At 73.7% G+C, this 17,038-nt stretch carries 15 protein-coding genes; 3 read left to right on the forward strand and 12 right to left on the reverse strand.

Going from position 1 to position 17,038, the window contains the following annotated elements; genetic code table 11:
* Positions 1–331: 331 nt before the first annotated feature.
* Positions 332–685 (reverse strand): isochorismatase family protein, encoded by a 354-nt coding sequence (locus AB2U05_RS15815; RefSeq protein WP_369183522.1) that lies wholly within the window; start codon positions 683–685, stop codon positions 332–334.
* Positions 686–832: 147 nt separating this feature from the next.
* On the opposite strand from AB2U05_RS15815, the gene AB2U05_RS15820 reads away from it, so the two are divergent.
* Positions 833–1,249 (forward strand): hypothetical protein, encoded by a 417-nt coding sequence (locus AB2U05_RS15820; RefSeq protein ID WP_369183523.1) that lies wholly within the window; start codon positions 833–835, stop codon positions 1,247–1,249.
* On the opposite strand, the gene AB2U05_RS15825 is transcribed toward AB2U05_RS15820, so the two are convergent.
* Both AB2U05_RS15825 and AB2U05_RS15830 read right to left on the reverse strand, forming a co-directional pair.
* Positions 1,173–1,985: a pyrroline-5-carboxylate reductase family protein gene (locus AB2U05_RS15825; RefSeq protein ID WP_369183524.1), complete on the reverse strand. Its 813-nt coding sequence runs from the start codon at positions 1,983–1,985 to the stop codon at positions 1,173–1,175. The two genes, AB2U05_RS15820 and AB2U05_RS15825, sit on opposite strands and share 77 nt — an antisense overlap.
* A 51-nt stretch (positions 1,986–2,036) precedes the next feature.
* The gene (locus AB2U05_RS15830; RefSeq protein ID WP_157882114.1) at positions 2,037–2,192 is read right to left on the reverse strand and encodes a hypothetical protein; all 156 of its coding nucleotides are present in this window, start codon (positions 2,190–2,192) and stop codon (positions 2,037–2,039) included.
* Between the two features lie 158 nt (positions 2,193–2,350).
* On the opposite strand from AB2U05_RS15830, the gene AB2U05_RS15835 reads away from it, so the two are divergent.
* Positions 2,351–3,199, forward strand: a complete 849-nt coding sequence (locus tag AB2U05_RS15835) for an HAD family hydrolase (protein WP_045697059.1) — start codon at positions 2,351–2,353, stop codon at positions 3,197–3,199.
* A 38-nt stretch (positions 3,200–3,237) separates the two neighbouring features.
* Here AB2U05_RS15835 and AB2U05_RS15840 read toward each other — a convergent pair whose 3' ends face one another.
* The 9 genes from AB2U05_RS15840 to AB2U05_RS15880 all read right to left on the reverse strand — a co-directional run bounded on the left by AB2U05_RS15840 (position 3,238) and on the right by AB2U05_RS15880 (position 15,917).
* The gene (locus AB2U05_RS15840; protein WP_369183525.1) at positions 3,238–3,531 is read right to left on the reverse strand and encodes a hypothetical protein; all 294 of its coding nucleotides are present in this window, start codon (positions 3,529–3,531) and stop codon (positions 3,238–3,240) included.
* Positions 3,532–3,814: 283 nt separating this feature from the next.
* Positions 3,815–5,638: a GAF domain-containing protein gene (locus tag AB2U05_RS15845; protein WP_369183526.1), complete on the reverse strand. Its 1,824-nt coding sequence runs from the start codon at positions 5,636–5,638 to the stop codon at positions 3,815–3,817.
* A gap of 41 nt (positions 5,639–5,679) precedes the next feature.
* Positions 5,680–9,177 (reverse strand): thiol reductant ABC exporter subunit CydD, encoded by a 3,498-nt coding sequence (gene cydD, locus AB2U05_RS15850; protein ID WP_369183527.1) that lies wholly within the window; start codon positions 9,175–9,177, stop codon positions 5,680–5,682.
* A 1-nt stretch (position 9,178) separates the two neighbouring features.
* Entirely contained in the window at positions 9,179–10,180 is a 1,002-nt protein-coding gene (cydB, locus tag AB2U05_RS15855; protein ID WP_369183528.1) for a cytochrome d ubiquinol oxidase subunit II, read from the reverse strand.
* Positions 10,181–10,204: 24 nt separating this feature from the next.
* Positions 10,205–11,749 (reverse strand): cytochrome ubiquinol oxidase subunit I, encoded by a 1,545-nt coding sequence (locus AB2U05_RS15860; RefSeq protein WP_045696962.1) that lies wholly within the window; start codon positions 11,747–11,749, stop codon positions 10,205–10,207.
* A 323-nt stretch (positions 11,750–12,072) separates the two neighbouring features.
* Positions 12,073–12,684: a Uma2 family endonuclease gene (locus AB2U05_RS15865; protein ID WP_045696963.1), complete on the reverse strand. Its 612-nt coding sequence runs from the start codon at positions 12,682–12,684 to the stop codon at positions 12,073–12,075.
* Positions 12,685–12,821: 137 nt separating this feature from the next.
* Positions 12,822–14,399: a sensor histidine kinase gene (locus tag AB2U05_RS15870; RefSeq protein ID WP_369183529.1), complete on the reverse strand. Its 1,578-nt coding sequence runs from the start codon at positions 14,397–14,399 to the stop codon at positions 12,822–12,824.
* Positions 14,400–14,410: 11 nt separating this feature from the next.
* On the reverse strand, positions 14,411–15,211 hold the full coding sequence (locus AB2U05_RS15875) for a response regulator transcription factor (RefSeq protein ID WP_244178791.1): 801 nt from the start codon (positions 15,209–15,211) through the stop codon (positions 14,411–14,413).
* A gap of 232 nt (positions 15,212–15,443) precedes the next feature.
* The gene (locus tag AB2U05_RS15880) at positions 15,444–15,917 is read right to left on the reverse strand and encodes a carboxymuconolactone decarboxylase family protein (protein WP_045696969.1); all 474 of its coding nucleotides are present in this window, start codon (positions 15,915–15,917) and stop codon (positions 15,444–15,446) included.
* 176 nt (positions 15,918–16,093) lie between these two features.
* Here AB2U05_RS15880 and AB2U05_RS15885 point away from each other — a divergent pair, with 176 nt between their 5' ends.
* The gene (locus AB2U05_RS15885) at positions 16,094–16,966 is read left to right on the forward strand and encodes a phosphotransferase family protein (protein WP_369183530.1); all 873 of its coding nucleotides are present in this window, start codon (positions 16,094–16,096) and stop codon (positions 16,964–16,966) included.
* Positions 16,967–17,038 lie beyond the last annotated feature (72 nt).

Here is a 17,038-nt window from a genome sequence, read left to right on the forward strand (position 1 = left end):
CCCTTCGTCAGTCGGCCAGCCCTTCGCCGTACGGGGGTTCGGCAAAGGACTCGGCGAAGACCACCTTCAGCTGGTCCTCCAGCTCGCCTGTCTGCTCGCCGTCCAGGAGTCGGATCACGCTTCCACCCCGTCTCGCAGGCGTCGAACGCGGCCGTCCGAGAGCGCTCGGACGGCCGCGTCCAGGCGGTTCCGCTGGCGGACTCGCAGGCTGTCGGCGACTTCCGACGCCGGGAGGAGTGCCGGTGGGCGCAGGCCTCACGTCGAATCCTCCTTGTGACAGCGGGACGATGCGATGCCAGCAAGCGACCACTCCGACAACGGCGCCCATGGCTCAAATCCCGCCGAACTCGCCCAGCTGGACGGCAGGAACCCAGCAACTGGGGATGTCAGCCGTCTTGATGATCTGGCCGGGCCCGATGAACCGGCTGGCCACCAGGATGCCCGCCTCGTGGGCTGCCTGGCCCGCATGGCTGGCAACGGCATCCTCCAGCAGCCACGGTGTGAGGTCCCGCTCGAACGCATCGACGGCCGTCTTCAGCACGCAACTCTCCGTGGCGATGCCGCAGATGTACAGATCCGTCCCGCCGTGGCCTTCCGAGCGTGCGGTGACGGGTCCCGGGTGATGCCCGTGATGATCCGGGCCGACTCCGCTTCCACGTCGGGGCGGGGGCTGGCGATGGTGCACCGGCTCACGCGCGGGCAGTGGGGCGTCTCACCACTCCCGCTCGGGAAGGTCGTCCACGCCGATCTCCCGATCGTCGAGCGGTGAAGCCCCTCCCACCCGAGGACTCCGAGGACACGCCCGATCGACCCCGTCCAATTCCTCATGCTGATGCGCAACCAGCGCCGCGATCTCCGCATCTTCCGGGACGTGGTCCGCGACGACCACGTCCCGGACGAATCGACCACCGCCCTGTCCCCGCACCGGATCACCGGCGACAGCTGGGAGGCCCGCTTCGCCCTCGGCCTGTGCCTGCCCGACGTCTGGACCGCCTGGGACGCCGACGCCGACCGCCTCTGGGTCGCCACCACCGACGCCCGCTCCTGGGCTGCCGTCGACCGGAACCGCGACCGCTTCGCCGTCCACCAGTACGGCCCGCGCCGTCTCTGGGACGAGGTCGAGGCCGCCTACCTCTGGTGGGAGGACCAGGGCTGCCCCGGCCCAGCCGGGGTCAGCGGAAGGCGGGGGCCGGGCGGGAGCGTTCGTTGGCCGCCGTTGCCCGGAACGCGGCGTGCCATGCCGTGGTGAGGCCGTCGCGGGCGGCGGTGAGGGCGGCGGCGGTGTTGCCGCCGGGGACGGCGACGCGCTGGACGACGTCGTCCAGGCCCGCGCCCTCGGCGAGCAGCCGGCCCGCGGCCTGCAGGCTCTGCGCGACGAGCTGTTCCGCCAGCTCCCGCGGCAGCGGGGCGCCGCGCTCCTGCTGCGCGTCCACCATCGCCCGGGCGGCGGCGGCCAGGAGCGCCGGACCGCAGGAGGCCAGGTCGGTGGCCGCCCGGCCCTGGGCCTCCTCGATCACGAACGGGGTCGAGAAGGCCCGCAGCAGGGCCAGCAGGTCCCTCGTGCCCTGCTCCGTCAGACGCGCACCGGGCACCAGGAGCGTCGCGCCGGCACCGGCCTCGTTGCCCGCGCTCGGGATCAGCTTGGCCACCGGGCCGTCGACGGCCTCCGCCAGCGCCCGCAGCGGCAGGCCGTTGTTGATGGCGACCACCACGTGCCGGGGGCCGAGCCCCGGGCGCAGGTCGTCGAGGACGGACGGCAGGTCCGCGTTGCCCACGCACAGGACGATCACGTCGGCGCGACCGGGCAGGTCCGGCAACGGCAGGACCGTCGCACCGGGCACGGCGGCCCGCAGTCGCGTGACGCTCGCCGGGGAACGCCCGGCCGCGAAGACCCCCTCGGGCCCGACCGCCTTGCTGAAACCGGCCGCCAGGGTCAGCCCCATGCGACCCAGACCGACCACGCCCACCGCCCGAAACCCGCTCACGGCCACCAGCATCGCAGACCCGCGTCGGGCCCCGGACGGACCGCGGGCGGCCTACGGGTGCGGGCGGGTCCGCTGCGGCGGGAGGAGCGGGGCGGGGGCGCGGCGGGCGAGGTCGGCGAGGGTGTGGAAGAGGATGTCGCCGAGGAGCACCGGGTCGCGCGAGGTGTCCCGCGCCGGGGTCTCGACGGGGTCGGTGGGGGTGGGCACGGTTCTCTCTGCCGATGTGGTGGCCACGGCCGGTTCCTGCCCGTCGCCGCCGGTGCGGACACGCGTCAACCCCGCCGATCGGCTGGAAAACGACGCCCGCGACCGGGAAGAAGGCCGAAAGACGGCCGGGTGCCGCGGTCGTGACCGGGCCGCCGCCGATGGGCGAAGATGGTCCGGTGACCGAGCCCCTCGCCCCCGCCCCCCGCCTGATCGCCACCGACCTGGACGGCACCCTGCTCTGCGCCGGCGGCACCGTGAGCGACCGCACCGCCGCCGCGCTGGCCGCGGCCGAGGCGGCCGGGGTGCAGGTGGTGTTCGTGACCGGCCGCCCGCCGCGCTGGATGCAGCAGGTGAGCCCGCACATCGGCGGCCACGGGGTGGCGATCTGCTCCAACGGCGGCGCCGTGGTGGACGTGCGGCGCGGCGAGCTGCTGGAGTCGTTCCCGCTGGCGGCCGGGACGGCGCTGGCGGTGGTGGACGTGCTGCGGGCGAAGCTGCCCGGCACCGCGTTCGCCTTCGAGTACCCGGCCGGTTTCGCCCGCGAGCCCGAGTACGCGGTGCCGATGTGGGGCGAGGAGACCGACCACCCGATCGGCTCGGCCGAGGAGCTGCTGGGCCCGGACGGCCGGGTCCGCGGCCTGTTCAAGCTGCTCGCCAAGCACCCGGACCTCGACCCGGACGTGCTGCTGGACGAGGCCCGGGCGGCGGCCGGGCACCTGGCCGAGATCACCCGCTCGGCGCCGATCCCGCTGCTGGAGATCAGCGCGCCGGGCGTCACCAAGGCGAGCACGCTGGCCCGCTGGTGCGCCGGGCACGGGATCGACCGGAGCGAGGTGGTGGCCTTCGGCGACATGCCGAACGACCTGGAGATGCTGGCCTGGGCGGGCACCGCCTACGCCGTCGCCAACGCGCACCCGGAGGTGCTGGCGGCGGTGGCCCGGCACACCGTGAGCAACGACCAGGACGGCGTCGCCGCCGTCCTGGAGCGCCTCCTCGAACTCGCCTAGCCGCACTCGCCTACCCGACCTCGCCTACTCGAACTCGCCTAGCCGGAGCGCCCGTTGCCGCAGTCCGGGCTCCGCGGCTCGCGCGACGGCTGCTTGCCGAGCAGCACCACGAACCGCCGGAACGCGCTCTGGCAGGTGGCGTACCGCTCGTAGGCGCGGCTGGACCGCACCTCGGGGAGGGCGCGGGTGCCGGGGACGACCCAGATCCAGCCGAGGCCGTCCCGGACGTGGGTGATCCGCGCGGTGAGTTCGGAGGCCCCGGCGCGCAGGCCCTCGAAGCCGCGCTCGGCCTCCCCCGGTGTGTCGAACTGGGCGGCGGTGACCGCGACCACCCGCCCGTTCGGTGCTTTCAGCTGCCAGCGGTACCGCCCGTCCGGAGCGCGCTCGGTCCGGAACCCGCCATGACGTGCCCCTGCTGCCGTGCGACCGCGGCCGGAAGCGTCCACTGCCCCTCCGTCCGGTTTCCCCGCCGATTGACCTCCGGGACGGTGACAAGCTATGTGTGCACACGGAATCAGCGAAAGCCCGGACGGTTCACAACTTGCGCTGTTGGCCGGGAAGTTCTCCCCCGTTCAGCTTCCACCGGCCGACCGTCAGGAGTCACCGCCGGAGAGGTCACAGCCGGGCCGTCCAGCGCACCCGGGTGCCCCTGCGGTGCGGCCCCGGCTCGTGCCAGGCGTCGCCGCCCAGGGCCTCGGCGCGCCGGGTGAGGTTGAGCAGTCCGCTGCGCCGCCCGCCGGCCGGGATGCCGACCCCGTCGTCGGTGACGGTGAGCAGCACGCCGGGGCGCCCGTCGCGGACCGGCGACTCCGGGTCGCCGCCGACCGGCCGGCCGTCGCCGCCGAGGTGGACGGTGGCGTCGATCTCGACGCCGACCCGGGAGGCCCGCGCGTGCCGGGCGGTGTTGGACAGCATCTCCCGTAGTGCGGCGAGCAGTTGACGGCCGGTGTTCTCGCCGACCAGGCTCTCGACCGGCCCGACGAAGCTGACCGAGGGCTTGAAGCCGAGGGCCGCCGCGGCCTGGCTGGCCTCGCGCAGCACCCGGGTGCGCAGGGTGTCGGGGGCGTCGCCGTGGTTGTCGTGCTGGAGGGCGTAGATGGTGGTGCGGACCTCCTGGATGGTGGCGTCGAGCTCGTCGACGGCCTTGCCGATGCCGACCTTCACCTCCGGGACGACGGACCGCCGGGCGGCGCTCTCCAGCATCATCCCGGTGGCGAACAGCCGTTGGATGACGAGGTCGTGCAGGTCGCGGGCGATGCGGTCGCGGTCCTGGAAGACGGCGAGCCGCTGCTGGTCGCGCTGGCCCTCGGCGAGCCGCAGGGCGAGGGCGGCCTGGGAGGCGAAGGCCTCGGCGAGCTGCTTCTCGGAGTCGGTGAACGGCACGGCGCCGCACGGGCGCCAGACGCACAGCCCGCCGAGCACCCGCCCGGCCGCGACCATCGGCACGGCCATGGACGGGCCGAAGGAGCGGGCGTGCCGCATCACCACGGTGGGGTCGCTGGACATGTCGTCGAGGTAGACGCTCTCCCCGGCGAGCAGGCGGGCGGCGAAGCTGTCCTTGGGCAGCAGCTCGCCGCGGACGAACTCGGCCACCTCGCCGGAGGCGTGCGCGACCCGCATCTGCCCGTCGCCGTCGCCGGACCCCTCCGGGCCGGTGGGCAACAGGATCATGCCGAGCGCGGCGTCGGCCAACTCCCTTACCTGCTCGGCGGCGACGGTCAGCGCGGTCTCGGCCTGCGCGGCGGAGAGCAGCGCGGTGGTGACGGCGGCGGCGCCGGCGATCCAGCGTTCGCGGCGCCGGCCCTCCTCGTAGAGCCGGGAGTTCTCGATGGCGACGCCGGCCGCGGCGGCGAGCGCGTGCACCACCTGTTCGTCCTCGGGGGTGAAGGCGCCGCCGCCCTTCTTCTCGGTGAGGTAGAGGTTGCCGAACACCTCGGCGCGGACCCGGATCGGCACGCCGAGGAAGGTCCGCATCCCGGGGTGGTGCGGCGGGAAGCCGGTGGAGCGCGGGTCGGCGCCGAGGTCGGGCAGCCGCAGCGGCTCGGGGCGGTCGATGAGGGCGCCCAGGACGCCGCGGCCGGCGGGCAGTTCGCCGATCGCGGCGGCGGTCTCGTCGTCGACGCCGACGTGGATGAAGTCGGCGAGGCCGGTGCCGCCGGGGGCGATCACGCCGAGGGCCGCGTAGCGGGCGTCGACGAGTTCGGCGGCGCCGGTGGCGATCCGGTGCAGGGTGGCGTGCAGGTCGAGTCCGGCGCCGATGGAGACCACGGCTTCCAGCAGCCGCTGCATCCGGTCGGTGACGGCGGCGGCGGACTGCAGACGCTCGGAGACCTCGGTGACCAGGGTGTCCAGGCCGAGCGAGGCGATCTCCGGCACCCGGTGGGGGGCCGGCTCGGGGACGGCGGCGGGGTCCGGCGTGGGGTCCGGCGTGGGGTCCATGAAGAAAGCCTAGTTTGTGCGGTTTTCGGCAGACCGTTTCTTCAACGGACGGCCGACATGACGGGTTCCAGCAACCCGTCCGCCTCCCGCTCGCGCCGCCGCATCGCGTGCAGCCGCCCGTCCGGGTCGGCGACCAGCTCGGACCAGCGGCCGCGCTCGACGACCCGTCCGCCGTCCAGCACCAGCACCTCGTCCACGGTGCCGTCGTCCAGCCCGGCCAGCCGGTGGGTGATCAGCACGGTGGTGCGGCCCGCGGTGGCGGCGAGCAGGTCGGCGGTGAGGGCGTCGGCGGTGGGCAGGTCGAGGTGTTCGGCGGGCTCGTCCAGGACGAGGACGGGGAAGTCCGCGAGCAGCGCCCGGGCCAGGGCGAGCCGCTGGCGCTGGCCCCCGGAGAGCCGGGCGCCGTGCTCGCCGACCATGGTGTCCAGCCCGGCCGGCAGCCGGTCGGTCCAGTCCAGCAGCCGGGCGGCGGCGAGCGCGGCGCGCAGCTGCTCCTCGTCGGCGTCGGGGCGGGCGAGCCGCAGGTTCTCGCGCAGCGAGCTGTCGAAGACGTGGGCGTCCTGCGCGCACAGGCCGATCACCCGGCGGACGTCCTCCCCGGCGAGCGCGCGGCTGTCCACAGCCTGTGGACAGCCGGCGGCGAAGGTGACGCTGCCCGCGCCGGGCTCCAGGAAGCGCAGCAGCGCCTGGGCGAGGGTGGTCTTGCCGGAGCCGGACGGGCCGACGACGGCGATCCGGCGGCCTGGCGCCAGGTCGAGGTCGATCCCGGTGAGCGCGTCCACGGCCTGCCCGGGGTGCCGGACGGTCAGCCCGCGCACCGCGACGGGCAGCGGCTGCGCGGGCAGCGCGGCCGCGTCCACGGGCTCGACGACCGGTTCCGGCGCGGACAGCACCTCGTCCAGCCGCGCCCGGGCGGCCCGGCCCCGCTGCCGGGCCTGGACGGCGAGCGGCATCCCGGTGACCGCCTCGAAGGCGGCCAGCGGGGCGAGCACCACCAGGGCCAGGCAGACCGGCGCCAGCGCGCCGTCCCGCACCCCCTGGACGCCGACCGCGGCGGCGGCCGTCACGGTCAGCCCGGTGAGCAGCGCGACCAGCCCGGTGCCGAGCGCGGTGGTCGCGGCCGAGCGGGCGGCCAGCCCGGTCAGCGCGGCGTCGGCGGCCCGGGCGGCGGCCAGTCGGCGCGGCAGCGCGCCGGCCACGGTGAGCTCGGCGGTGCCGGTGAACACGTCCACCACGCCGGCGGCCAGCCGGCCCCGGGCGGGAGCCTGCCGCCGCTCGGCACCGGCCGACCAGCGGGCGGCCAGCGCGGGCACCAGGACGCCCGCGAGCAGCAGCCCCAGGCCGAGGACCAGCCCGGCGGCGGGCAGGAAGGCGCCGAGCGCGACGGCCGAGGCCAGCCCGACGACGCCCGCGACGGCGGCGGGCAGCCGCCAGCGCAGGTGGTGGTCCTGGACGGCGTCCACGTCGGCGACCAGCCGGGAGAGCAGGTCGCCGCGCCGGAAGGCGGGCAGGCCGGCCGGGGCGAGCACGGTGAGCCGCCGGTACACGGCGGCGCGCAGGGTGCCGAGGGTGCGCAGCACGGCGTCGTGCGAGACCAGCCGCTCGGCGTAGCGGAAGACGCTGCGGCCGATGCCGAAGGCGCGCACCGAGGTGACGGCCATCATCAGGTAGAGCACCGGGGGCATCTGGGAGGCCCGGGAGATCAGGTAGCCGGAGGTGGCCATCAGGGCGACGGCGCTGCCGAGGGCGAGCGCGCCGAGCAGCACGGACAGCGCGAACCGCGGCGTGGCCCCGGTCTCCTCCGCCGACTCCTCGGGCACGGCCGGGGCGGCGGTCGGCCGCCCGCCGTGTGCGAGCACCCGAACCGCGGGAGGAGCCTCCGCGGCCGCCGGCCCCGCCAGCCGTACCCGCTCGTCCGCGACGGCCAGCAGCGCCGGCCGGTGGGCGACCACCAGCACGGTGCGCGCCGGGTCCTCGGCGAGCGCCCGCACCGCCTCGACCACGGCCGCCTCGGAGGCGCCGTCCAGGTGCGCGGTGGGCTCGTCGAGCAGCACCAGCGGCCGGTCGTCGGCGAGCAGCACCCGGGCGAGCGCGAGCCGCTGCCGCTGCCCGGCGGAGAGCCCGGCGCCGTCCTCCCCGAGCCGCGCGTCCAGGTCGGTGACGAAGTCGAGGGCGTGCGCGGCCCGCAGCGCCGTCCACAGCTGTTCGTCGCTCGCCTCCGGCCGGAGCAGCCGCAGGTTGTCGGCGACCGTGCCGGCGAACAGGTGCGGGTGCTGCGGCACCCAGGCGATCTGCCGCCGCCAGCTCGCCGGGTCCAGCTCGGCGAGGTCGTACGTCCGGCCGTCCGCCCCGGTGATCCGGACGGTGCCGGCGTCGGCGGCGGTGAGCCCGAGCAGGACGGCCAGCAGGGTGGACTTCCCGGCGCCGCTCGGCCCGGTGAGGGCGGTGGTGGCGCCCGGACGCAGCGTCAGCGAGGCGCCGTCCAGTGCGGGCTCGGTGCGGCCGGGGTGCCGGACGACCAGGCCCTCGGCGGCGATCGCGGCGCCGGCCAGGGCGGGCGCCGGGCGGGTGCCGGCGGCGGGCAGCGGCGTCTCCAGCACCTGGAAGATCCGGTCGGCGGCGGTCAGGCCCTCGACGCTGGAGTGGTAGAGCGCGCCGACCTGCCGGATCGGGACGTACACCTCGGGGGCGAGGATCAGCACGACCAGCCCGGTCTCCAGGTCGAGGGTGCCGTCGACCAGCCGGAAGCCGATGGTGACGGCGACCAGCGCGACGGACAGGGTGGAGAGCAGTTCCAGGGCGAAGGAGGAGATGAAGGCGATCCGCAGGGTGCGCAGGGTGGCGCGGCGGTAGTCGGCGGTGATCCGGGCGATGGTGGCGGCCTGGGCGCGGGCCCGGTTGAACACCTTGAGGGTGGGCAGGCCGGCGACCACGTCGAGGAAGTGGTGCGAGAGCCGGGCCAGGCTGTCCCACTGCCGGTCCATCCGGGCTTGGGTGGCCAGGCCGATGAGGGCCATGAACAGCGGGATCAGCGGCAGCGTCCCGGCGATGATCGCGGCCGAGGTGAGGTCGGCGCCGACGATCCGCAGCAGCACGATCGCCGGGACGGCGACGGCGAGCGCCAACTGCGGCAGGTAGCGGGCGAAGTAGTCGTCGAGGGCGTCGACGCCGCGGGTGGCGAGGGTGGTGAGCTCGCCGGTGCGCCGGCCCGCCAGGTAGGCCGGGCCGAGCGCGGTGGCGTGGTCGAGCAGCCGGCGCCGCAGGGTGGACTTCACCCGGGCGACGGACCGGTGCGCGGTGAGTTCGGTGAGCCAGCCGACCAGCCCCCGCCCGCCCGCGGTGAGTGCGAGCAGCATCAGCGGCGTGGTCAACTCGCCGATTCCGTCGCCGCGTTGGAAGGCGCGGACGACGATCTCGGCGATCAGGCTCGCCTGGGCGACCACCAGGGCCGCGCCCGCCGCGCCGAGCAGTACGGATCCGGCGAGGAAGGCCCTGGTGGTGCGGGCGTAGCCGAGGAGGCGGGGGTCGACGGGCTTCATGTCAGTGCCCGGCCGGGATGTGCTGGACGCCGATCCGCTTGCGGAACACCCAGTACGTCCAGCCCTGGTAGAGCAGCACCAGCGGGGTGAACACGGCCGCGACGATGGTCATCAGCTTCAGCGTGTACGGCGCCGAGGCGGAGTTGGAGACGGTGAGGCTCCAGGCGTCGTTCAGGCTGGACGGCATGACGTTCGGGAAGAGCGCCAGGAAAAGCATCGCGACGGCGGCCACGACGGTCGCCCCGGAGAGGACGAACGCCCATCCCTCGCGCCCGAGTTGGTTGGCCACCAGGGCGCCGAGCAGGGCCAGCACGACGACGACCAGCGCCACCAGGCTCCGCCCGTTCCCGCTGTCGGCCTGCGTCCAGGTCAGGAACGCCAGCGCCAGCACGGCGGTGGCCAGCCCGGCCCCCAGCGCCGCCCGGCGGGCCCGCTCGCGGATCTCGCCGACCGTCTTGAGCGCCGCGAACACCGCGCCGTGGAAGGTGAACAGGGCGAGGGTGACCAGGCCGCCGAGCAGCGCGTACGGGTTGAGCAGGTCCCAGAACGTGCCGACGTAGTTCTTCTGCGCGTCGATGTCCACGCCGCGCACGATGTTGGCGAAGGCCACGCCCCACAGGAAGGCCGGGAGCAGCGAGGTCCAGAAGATGGCCTCCTCCCAGTTGCGCTGCCAGCGGGCGCCGTCCCGCTTGGCCCGGTACTCGAAGGCCACGCCGCGCACGATCAGGCAGACCAGGATGACCAGCAGCGGGATGTAGAAGCCGCTGAACAGCGTCGCGTACCAGTCCGGGAAGGCGGCGAAGGTGGCGCCGCCGGCCGTCAGCAGCCAGACCTCGTTGCCGTCCCAGACCGGGCCGATGGTGTTGATCAGCACCCGGCGCTCGGCGGTGTCGCGGGCGAGCGGCTTGGTGAGGATGCCGATCCCGAAGTCGAAGCCCTCCAGGAAGAAGTAGCCGATCCACAGGACCGCGATCAGCACGAACCAGACGTCGTGGAGTTGCATGTCAGATCCTCAGTTCCGGCGGGGTCAGTACGCGAAGGCGAGCGGCTTGTCGGCGTCCTCGTCCGCGGCCGGGCCGCGCAGGGACGGGTCCTCGGCCGGCGGGCGCTCGGTCGTCACCGGCCCGGCCTTGGCGTACTTGACCAGCAGCCGGACCTCGATCACGGCGAGGACCGCGTACAGCGTGGTGAAGGTGACCAGCGCGCCGATCTGGGTGCCGACGCTCACGTTGGGGGAGACGGCGCTGGCGGTCGTCATCAGGCCGAACACGGCCCAGGGCTGACGGCCCATCTCGGTGAAGATCCAGCCGAAGCTGTTGGCGATCAGCGGGAAGCCCATGGTCAGGATGCCGATCCGCCAGCTCCACTTCGTGAGCAGCGGGCCCAGTTCCCGTTTCGGCGTGAGCATCAGCCGGGGCACCTCGGTGTCGCCGGTGCGGAACTCGGGCCGCAGGAACAGCTTGCGCCGGGTGGTCCAGAGGCCGATCAGGGCGGCGACGAAGGACGTCATCCCGAAGCCGATCATGAAGCGGAAGCCCCAGTAGGTGACGAAGACGCTCGGGATGTAGTCCTTCGGGTTCCCGCCGTGCGCGGCGGCCTCGGCGGCGGCCGTGTCGTTGATGCCGGGGACGGCGGAGCTGAAGTCGTTGTGGGCGAGGAAGGACAGTATCCCGGGGACCTCCAGCTCGACCGAGTTGTGGCCCTTGCTGACGTCGCCGACCGCGAAGATCGAGAACGGCGCGGGCGACCGGGTGTCCCACAGCGCCTCGGCGGCGGCCATCTTCATCGGCTGCTGCTCGAACATGACCTTGCCCAGGGTGTCGCCGCTGAGCGCGGTGCCCAGTCCGAAGACCACCGCGAGCACCAGGCCGAGCCGCAGCGAGGTGCGCATCACGGCGGTCTTCTTCGGGTCGGCGGTCTCCGGCCTGCGCTTGGCCTTCCAGAGGTGGAAGGAGGAGATGCCGACCACGAAGGCCGCGCCGGTGAGGAAGGCGGCGGTCAGGGTGTGGAAGACCACGACGAGGGTGGTGTTCTGGAACAGCACCTCGGCGATGTCGGTGAGCTGCGCCTTCCCGGTGGCCGGGTCGATCGCGTAGCCGGCCGGGTGCTGCATCCAGGAATTGGCGGCGAGGATGAAGTAGGAGGAGAGCACGGTGCCCAGCGCCACCATCCAGATGCAGGCGCAGTGCAGCTTCTTCGGCAGCTTGTCCCAGCCGAAGATCCACAGCCCGATGAAGGTGGACTCGAAGAAGAAGGCGATCAGCGCCTCCATCGCGAGCGGGGCGCCGAACACGTCGCCGACGAAGCGGGAGTAGTCGGACCAGTTCATGCCGAACTGGAACTCCTGCACGATGCCGGTGACCACGCCCATCGCGATGTTGATGAGGAAGAGCTTTCCCCAGAACTTCGTGGCGTGGAAGTACTTCTCCTTGTTCGTCCGCACCCAGGCGGTCTCCAGCCCGGCCACGATCGCGGCCAGGCTGATGGTGAGCGGGACGAAGAGGAAGTGGTAGACGGTCGTGATGCCGAATTGCCATCGCGCGATGGTTTCGTGAGCGATTGCCAGTTCCACGTCGCCCTCTCCAACCGGCCCCGTGGGCCATTTCCGGACAGACTTCACCTAAAGCCGCAGACCATCGCGGAGCCGCACAAGCTTGTCCGCTTGTGAACGTGAACACGTTCACAAGCCCCAGTATCCATCATCCTTACGCAGGAACCGCAGGTGGGGTGGGGTTGACGCGGCGTACCGGAACGTCACACTCCGCACAGTCTGCGCCCGCCCGCACGGCCCCGACAACGCACCCCCACGTCGCCCCCTTGTCCGAACCGTCCCTTGACAGCACCACGCCCCGCTCGCATCGACGAGCGGGGCGTGGTAGCGGAGGCCAGGACGAGTCAGTCGCGCCGCTCGCCGGTGATCTCGGGACCGATCGCGAAACCCTTGGCGGGGCCCTCGGGGATCACGGCCTCCTTGCCGTACGGGACCCGGGTCGAGGAGGCGTAGGCACGGCGCTGGGTGTCGGGGCCGGTGAGGATCGTGACGGCCCCGCCGTCGTCGTAGTCGTCGATGATCACGTAGACCGGGATGCCGGCGGCGGCGTAGGCGCGGTGCTTGAGGACGTGGTCGCGCTTCCTGGCCTCGGCCCCCGGCGAGACGGTTTCGACGACCAGGGCGACACCGGAGGCCAGCAACCCCACACCCTCGGGGTGCTCGATCTCATCGATTTCATCGGGCGCCACGAACACGTCCGGAATCAGCACCTTGAGACCAGCGATGACGTTGCCGTCCTGTGCGGGCCCGTAGCCAGTGCCATGCAAGTGGTCGTAAAGGGCCCTGCCGAGCCGTCGATTGATGCCGAAGTGGCGGTTCCCGCCGGTGGGTGACAACGTGATCGTCCCCTCGATGATCTCCGCGCGGAAGCCCTCGGGCACATCCATGGACTTCCATGTCTGCCACAGCATCTGGTCCAGGTTCACGACGGTCTCCTCGACGACGAGCACGCTCATTGGGACACCTCTTTCCCGTCCAGTGTGATCAGCCTGCGCGGGGCTGCACAAGCAACGGCAGCACGGTCGCACGCGACCGAGGGGCTGACCGAGTGAACGGCGACGAGTTCACTCGATCGTGGGGTTTAGCGGACGCGTCAGGCGTTCGTGGGGAGTTCGACGCGGAAGGTGGCGCCCTGGCCCGGGGAGGTGGTCAGGGTGAGGGCGCCGCCGTGGGCGCGGGTGAGGGCGGTGGCGATGGCGAGGCCGAGGCCGGCGCCGCCGCCGTTGTCGCGGCTGCGCGAGGCGTCGACGCGGTAGAAGCGGTCGAAGGCCCGGCGGGCCTGGTCCTCGGTGAGGCCGGGCCCGGAGTCGGCGACCTCCAGCAGGCAGACGCCGTCCGGGCCGGCGCCGACGCCGATCCGCACGGGGGTGCCGGCCGGGGTGTGCTTGACCGCGTTGCCGACCAGGTTGGTGACGACCTGCCGCAGCCGCGCCTCGTCGCCGAGGACGGGCGCCGCGCCGGGCGCGCCGGTGCCGTCCGGGCCGGTGAGCGCGACGGGCCGGCTCGGATCGAGGGCGGTGAGGTCGTGCAGGGCGTCCGCGGCGAGGGTGCGCAGGTCCATCGGGGCGAGGTCGAGCGGGCGTTCCTCGTCGAGCCGGGCGAGCACCAGCAGGTCCTCGACCAGGCCGCCCATCCGGACGGCCTCGCTCTCGATCCGGGTCATCGTCCGGCGGACGTCCTCGTCGGTGGGCAGCGCGCCCATCCGGTACAGCTCGGCGAAGCCGCGGATCCCGGCGAGCGGGGTGCGCAGCTCGTGCGAGGCGTCGGCGACGAACCGCCGCATCCGGGCCTCGGACTCGGCGCGGGCGGCGAAGGCCGTCTCGATCTGGTCGAGCATGCCGTTGAGCGCGACGGACATCCGCCCGACCTCGGTGCCGGGCGGCAGCTCCGGCATCCGGTGCGACAGTTCACCCGACGCGATCCGCGCCGCGCCCGCCTCGATCCGGCGCAGCGGCCGCAGTCCGGTCCGGACGGCGAAGAAGCCGAGCGCGGTGATCAGCGCCAGCACCGAGCCGCCGATGGCCAGGAAGGAGGTGCGCAGGCCGCCGAGGGTGGCGTCGATGTCCTCGCGGGAGACGGCCACCATCACGTACGTCGGCGCGTTCGCCGGGGAGGCGAACGGGCCCTGACCGGCGGGCTGGTCCTTCCCCGGCGGCGCCTTCTCGGTCGGCTGTTTGTCGGCCGGCTGCTTGTCGGTCGGCTGCTTGTCGGTCGGCTGGCGCGGGGCCTGGAGCGGCAGCACCAGCACCCGCCAGCTGTGGTGGCTCCGGGCCTGGTCGGGCAGGTCGAAGGGGACGTCGGCGACGGTCCGGCGGGGGTCGAGGCCGGCGAGCTGCGGCGCCGGGTCGGTGTCGGAGACCGGCTGGCGCATCGTGCCCTGCACCTTGCCGTCCGAGGACAGGTACTGCACCAGGTACTGGCTGGGCAGGCTGAGCCGCTTGCCGGTGACGGCGGGCCGCCCGGGCGCGGGCGGCACCGGCAGGTTGGGGGGCCGGCGGGACAGCAGCGGCCCGTACCGCTGGAGTTGCTCGTCGAGCTGCTCGACCAGCTGCACCCGGACGGCGCCGAGCACCACGGCGTCGCTGACCACCAGCCCGGTGGTGACCAGCACCAGGGCGAGCACCAGCAGCCGGGCGCGCAGGGACAGCCGGGAGGTGAAGCGGGCGAGCACGGGTCGGACCGTCAGTGCTGCGCGGGGCGGCGCAGCGCGTAGCCGATGCCGCGCACGGTGTGGATCAGCTTGGGGCCGTGGGCGGGGCCGGAGTCGAGCTTGCGGCGCAGGTAGGAGATGTACGACTCGACGATGGAGAGGTCGCCGCCGAAGTCGTAGGCCCAGACGTGGTCGAGGATCTGCGACTTGGAGACCACCCGGCCGACGTTGGACATCAGGTAGTGCAGCAGCTTGAACTCGGTCGGGGAGAGCGCGACGGGCGTGCCGGCGCGGGTGACCTCGTGGGCGATCGGGTCGAGGGCGAGGTCGGCGACGACCAGCCGGCCGTCCTCGGCGGGGCCGCCGGAGCGGCGCAGGATGGCCCTGATCCGGGCGATCAGTTCTTCCAGGCTGAACGGCTTGGTGACGTAGTCGTCGGCGCCGGCGGCGAGGCCCTGCACCTTGTCTCCCACGCCGTCCTTGGCGGTGAGGAACAGCACCGGCAGGTGATCGCCGGGGTGGCCGTGCCCGTGGCCGTGCCCGGTGCCGCCGATCCGGCCGCGACTGGTGCGCTCGCGCAGCCGCTCGACGACGGTGAAGCCGTCGAGGTCGGGCAGCATCACGTCGAGCACGACGAGGTCGGGCCGCTCGACGGCGATGAGGTCGAGCGCCTCGGTGCCGCTGGCCGCGGAGGCGACCCGGAAGCCGGAGAAGCGCAGCGAGGCGGAGAGCAGTTCGCGGATGTTCGGTTCGTCGTCGACGATGAGCAGGAACGCCTCGCCCTGGCTCCCGGCCACCGCGGAGCCGCTTGGTGTGGTGACAGTGCCTTGCACGGGGGTTTCGCCTCCCGGTCGGACGATGACGTTCATGATGAGGCTAGCCCCCGGAGGCTATGCGGCATGGATGAATGTTGGATTAACACCTTATCGGTCGGTTTTTCGACGATGCGCCTGCGGGGACCGGTTCGGTGGTGTGCGCACCGGATCTCCCCACCCGGAACCGGCGGTGGCCGGGGAGTCCCCTGTCCTCCCCGGCCACCGCGGCCTGTCCCCGCCGCTCAGCCGCTCACCGGAACTGCCCGACCTGGTAGCCGCCCGCGGGCTGGCGGGTGAGGACGTTGCCCCGGTTGAAGGCGTTGATCAGCGAGATCAGGCAGACCAGCGCCGCCAGCTGCTCCTCGTCGTAGTGCTTCGCGGCGTTCTCCCACACCTCGTCGGCGACCCCGGCGCCGTCCGCGAGCCGGGTGCCGTGCTCGGCCAGCTCCAGGGCGGCGCGCTCGGCGTCGGTGAACACCGTCGCCTCCCGCCAGGCCGCGACCAGGTTCAGCCGGGTCGGCTCCTCGCCCTCGTGCACGGCGTCCTTGAAGTGCATGTCGACGCAGAAGCCGCAGCCGTTGATCTGGCTGACGCGCAGCAGCACCAGCTCCTGCGTCGCGACCGGCAGCGTCGACTCCTCCCGCAGCAGGCGGCTCGCCGCGCTGAGGTGCTTGAAGACCTTGGACATGATCGGGCTGGTGTAGGGGCTGAGTCGGGCTTCCATCGCGTACTCCCGGGGTCGGTGTTTCTCAGTTGCTGCGTTGCTGCCGCTTCCGGCGTTGCTGCCCAGGAGGACGGGACAGCGCACCCGACTGTGACAGGCCCCCGGTGTGACCTGCGCCACCCGCCCGCCGCCCGGGCGCCGGGCTAGCCTGCAGAACGGGGTGAGGGAGGGGCGCCATGGCGGACTCGGCGACGACCGCGGCAGCGGCCGCCTCCCGCGCCCTGCTCCTGCGGGCGTGCGCGCGGGTCGGCCTCCCGGCCGCAGGCGCCGAGCCGATCCGGCACGGCGAGAACGCGCTGTGGCGACTGCCGGGCGGCGTCGTCGCCCGCATCGGCCGGGCCGGGCAACTGGCGGCCGCCGGGCGCGAGTTGACCGTCGCCCGCTGGCTGCAAGCGCGCGGCGTCCCGGCCGTCCGACCGCTCGACACCGTCGACCAGCCGTGCGCCGTCGACGACCAGCCGGTCACCTTCTGGCACGAACTCCCGCCGCACGCCGCCGGAACGCCGGCCGACCTCGCGCCGCTCCTGCTCCGGCTCCACCGGCTCCCGGCCCCCTGGCCGCCGCTGGCCCCGCTCGACCCGTTCGTCCGCCTGCCCCAGCGCCTTGACGGAGCGTCAACCCTGCGACCGTCCGACCGCCGCTGGCTCCGCGAACGCCTCGCCGCCCTCCGCACCGCCTGGGCCGACCTCCCGCCCGGCCTGCCGACCGCCGTCGTCCACGGCGACGCCTGGGGCGGCAACGTCGCCGTCACCGCCGACACGGCCTACCTGCTCGACTTCGAACGCACCGCGCTCGGCCCACCCGAATGGGACCTCACCGCCGTCGCCGTCGAACGCGACACCTTCGGCTCGCCGTCCTACCCCGCCTTCTGCGCCGCCTACGGCACCGACGTCACCGCCTGGCCCGGCTACCCCACCCTGCGCGACATCCGCGAACTGCGCCTCACCCTGTTCGCCTTCCAGCACGCCGCCCCCGAAGCCCACCACCGCCTCGCCTGCCTCCGCGGCGAGCGGGGCCCCCGCCCCTGGCACTGGACGGCCGTTCCCTGACGCCTCCCGCCCTTTCCTCGTCCCCTTCCCCTTCCCGACGCGGTGCGGTCTGCGGGACCATCCCTGCGGAGG

This window comes from Streptomyces sp. Y1 (assembly GCF_041053115.1).
In the GTDB taxonomy this organism is placed as follows: domain Bacteria; phylum Actinomycetota; class Actinomycetes; order Streptomycetales; family Streptomycetaceae; genus Kitasatospora; species Kitasatospora rubellomurina.

Excerpts from the sequence above, each read along its gene's own strand:
- AB2U05_RS15820 (WP_369183523.1), top strand. The coding sequence starts at position 833 with ATGCGCAACCAGCGCCGCGATCTCCGCATCTTCCGGGACGTGGTCCGC.
- AB2U05_RS15835 (WP_045697059.1), top strand. The coding sequence starts at position 2,351 with ATGGGCGAAGATGGTCCGGTGACCGAGCCCCTCGCCCCCGCCCCCCGC.
- AB2U05_RS15845 (WP_369183526.1), bottom strand. The coding sequence starts at position 5,638 with ATGGACCCCACGCCGGACCCCACGCCGGACCCCGCCGCCGTCCCCGAG.
- cydD (WP_369183527.1), bottom strand. The coding sequence starts at position 9,177 with ATGAAGCCCGTCGACCCCCGCCTCCTCGGCTACGCCCGCACCACCAGG.
- cydB (WP_369183528.1), bottom strand. The coding sequence starts at position 10,180 with ATGCAACTCCACGACGTCTGGTTCGTGCTGATCGCGGTCCTGTGGATC.
- AB2U05_RS15865 (WP_045696963.1), bottom strand. The coding sequence starts at position 12,684 with ATGAGCGTGCTCGTCGTCGAGGAGACCGTCGTGAACCTGGACCAGATG.
- AB2U05_RS15880 (WP_045696969.1), bottom strand. The coding sequence starts at position 15,917 with ATGGAAGCCCGACTCAGCCCCTACACCAGCCCGATCATGTCCAAGGTC.
- AB2U05_RS15885 (WP_369183530.1), top strand. The coding sequence starts at position 16,094 with ATGGCGGACTCGGCGACGACCGCGGCAGCGGCCGCCTCCCGCGCCCTG.